This window comes from Pantoea sp. BL1 (assembly GCF_000963985.1).
In the GTDB taxonomy this organism is placed as follows: Bacteria; Pseudomonadota; Gammaproteobacteria; order Enterobacterales; family Enterobacteriaceae; genus Pantoea; species Pantoea rwandensis_B.
In genome coordinates this window covers 1-2,784 of the sequence record NZ_JZRH01000096.1, presented here as the reverse complement: position 1 = coordinate 2,784, position 2,784 = coordinate 1, and the positions used below count along the sequence as shown (strand labels likewise).

4 protein-coding genes and 1 pseudogene are annotated in these 2,784 nt (G+C 58.2%); all 5 read right to left on the bottom strand.

All coding sequences use genetic code 11. The features are described from left to right. Positions 1-272: 272 nt before the first annotated feature. Complete coding sequence (locus VH86_RS24510) at positions 273-590, bottom strand: HigA family addiction module antitoxin (protein WP_034830884.1); 318 nt, start codon at positions 588-590, stop codon at positions 273-275. Continuing rightward, positions 590-871 carry a type II toxin-antitoxin system RelE/ParE family toxin gene (locus VH86_RS24505; protein ID WP_034830883.1) on the bottom strand — a complete coding sequence of 94 codons (282 nt, stop codon included), beginning with the start codon at positions 869-871 and terminating at the stop codon, positions 590-592. The genes VH86_RS24510 and VH86_RS24505 overlap by 1 nt, the downstream gene beginning before the upstream one ends. Positions 872-941: 70 nt before the next feature. Further along, complete coding sequence (locus VH86_RS24500; RefSeq protein ID WP_045834432.1) at positions 942-1,205, bottom strand: hypothetical protein; 264 nt, start codon at positions 1,203-1,205, stop codon at positions 942-944. Beyond that, entirely contained in the window at positions 1,202-1,648 is a 447-nt protein-coding gene (locus VH86_RS24765; protein WP_052696653.1) for a conjugation system SOS inhibitor PsiB family protein, read from the bottom strand. Before VH86_RS24765 ends, VH86_RS24500 begins: the two co-directional genes overlap by 4 nt. Before the next feature lie 98 nt (positions 1,649-1,746). Beyond that, a pseudogene (locus VH86_RS24490) lies at positions 1,747-2,193 on the bottom strand (RadC family protein). Positions 2,194-2,784 lie beyond the last annotated feature (591 nt).

Genomic DNA, 2,784 nt, shown 5'->3' with positions numbered 1-2,784 from the left:
AGGGGCCATGTTGTTGCTGTTGCTGTTGCTGTTGCTGTTGCTGTTGCTGTTTAAGCATATTTTTATGCGGCGGGAAGTCAGAACTGACTGGAGAAAAACAGAAGCTGAAACGGGTCTGGTGATGATGGCCATACGCATCCAGGGGGAGAGGTCCGGTGCGCCAGCACCGGATTTCCCGGCCCGCAGGGTGCCGGTGTTGCCGTTCCGGGCTGGCAGAAAGCACAAAGCAAAACCGCGCCAGGCGGCGCGGTGTAGGGTTATCTTTCGCAGGTTTACTTGCCGGGCCGATCTTGTGCGGAAGCGGCCAGCACGCCCGGATGCAGGTGCACGCCGGAAACGTCTGTGGTGGCACGCGCTTTGTGCAGGTCGCAGGCGGCCTGCATGGATAACCAGAGGCGCGCCGCAATACCCAGCCCCGCCTCCAGTCGCACCGCCATTTCCGGGCTGACTGATGCCTTACCGCTGGCGACCTTACTCAGCGCCGCTGCTGATACGCCCAGCTCTTTCGCCAGCACGCGCAGGCCGATGTTATTATCTTCAATGTACTCGGTGATCAGGCCGCCCGGATGCGGGGGATTGAACATGGCCATCAGTGGTAGTCCTCCAGGTTGAGAATATAGGCATCACCGTCCGTGAATTCGAAGGTGATGCGCCAGTTAGCCCTGACCGTGATGGAAAACAGGTTTTTCCTGTCGCCCTTCAGGGGGTGAAAACGAAAGCCCGGATAGTTTCTGAATTCATCCGTGGAAAGCGCCTCATCGATGACCAGCAGGCGAAGCCGGATGCGTTCCGCGTCCTTTGCCTGTACGCCGCTGATATCACCTTTCTCAAACAGCTTCTGTAATCCTTTGTGCTTCCAGCTTTTAATCACTTTTCGGCTCCGCGTTTCCTGTTAAGAAACAGTATATCATATGTTTCGTCACGCGAAACAATCTGTATTTTTATTTTTCATCGCTCTGAGAAAGGATGCTCCGGGACGTCAGCTTGTTTGGCACCAGCCAGCAATTCATGTCCTTCTGCGCGCTGTTCATGTGCAGCGATCGCAGGTGAATTTCTCCTGCCACTTCGCAGGCAACGTCTCCTGCATACGGCTGCAGGGTTTCTAGACCGTTCAGCGACGGAAAGCACCGCGCCCACGCGGCGAACATGTTCTTCATATCGTTTTCCGGCAGAAGGGTTACCAGAAAGAGTGATTTCGGGATCATGCGGCGTGCCCTCCCATCCGAAGCGCGGCGACCAGCTCACCGGCACCGGTGAAGCCCGCCCGCGTGTACTCTGCGATTTTTTTAAGCGTGGTGCGAAGCGTCTCAAGTTCAAAGCGATAGCCAGCGCTCAGCGGGACGCGCGGCCGGGTGCGCGCATCCGTCAGCACCGCACACCACAGCGGGGAACCGGCCGGCGGGCTGAGCAGCTCACCGGCAAGCCCGGCGGCAGCGGCGCGGGTCAGACGCAGGTGTACGGGATAGGCTCCGCCCCACTCGCCGCGCATCTCGCAGTCTTTGCGCCAGCTGTCCGGCAGCTGCAGCGCGTTCAGCACGGTACCGCTCAGGCGCTGGCGAAACGCTTCGCCCCGGTTGCGGTAGGCTTCAAAATCGCAGCCGGTGAAGGCCTGCAGGGTGTTAAGCGTGAATTTTTCTTCCTGGGTCATGATGTTCTGCTCTGTCTCGGGATTCGGTTTTCCGGCCCGTTTGGCGGGCCGGTGCGTTGTCCGGCAGGGTCTCCCCTGCCCTGGCTCACAGTCCCGGGTTACCCGAGGAGATGTCCCTGCTCAGCCAGCGATTCCGTTCTATTCCCCGCAACAATGATGTGGTCAAGGAGTCGCACCGCGACCAGTTCAAGCGCTTTTTTTAGCCGTACGGTCACCGTAATGTCAGCACGGGAAGGTTCTGTTTTGAAAGACGGGTGGTTATGACTCACAATCACCGCCGCGGCGTTCAGTTGCAGCGCCCGGTAAACCACCTCCCGGGGACGCATCTCCACACTTGAAATAGATCCCTGAAACAGTTCTTCGTAAGCCAGCAGCTGATTCTAGTTATTCAGAAAAGCGACCGCGATCACTTCCCGCCCGAGCCCGGCAAGCTTCGCCCTGAAGGACTCTTCAGATATCTCAGGTGAGGTAAAGCTGGTGCCGGTCGGGTAACAGTGATCGATGGCGCGCAAGCCCTCCTCGAGGATTTGGCTCTCCGTGGCCATCACGTAATTTCCCTGCGCATCACGAATCTGCAGGCGGGTTAAAAAGCGAACGTTATCACTGAGGTTTGCAACCCGTGGTGCTGTCGATTCAGACGCCGTATCGTTGTTGTCTGACTTTTTTTTGCGGATCTTCTTCTCGACCGGCGCACGGTCAGTGGTCGCATTGGGGGTAATGTTAACGAGAGTGTTTTGCATGGCATAGCTCCTTAAATCCGGCTGAGTGGGTGCAGCACGCGCTGCGGACCCGAAAAAGACCTTCTCTGACGCGGGTGTCTTCTTTCCGGTCTGGCCTTTCGCGGCAAAGGGCAAAGGAGAAACGACGAAGTGAGGGCATAAAGGGGCGACGACGCAAAGTTTTTGCGGCCCCTGGCGAAAAGTTTTTGGCGGCGTGCACTTCACCCCTTTCTGCCTGAAACGGCGGTGCAAAGACCAGCCCTCCGCGCAAGGGCTGGCCGGAATGCAGGGAAGCGTCAGAAGGGACCTTTCAGACCGCCCCGCGGGCTGACCTTAAAGGCCCGGCGGTTTTTTGCCGGGACGGTGAAAGCAACGGCGAAGCCGGCAGCAGCCTTTAACCTCAGCCATCAGACCCTA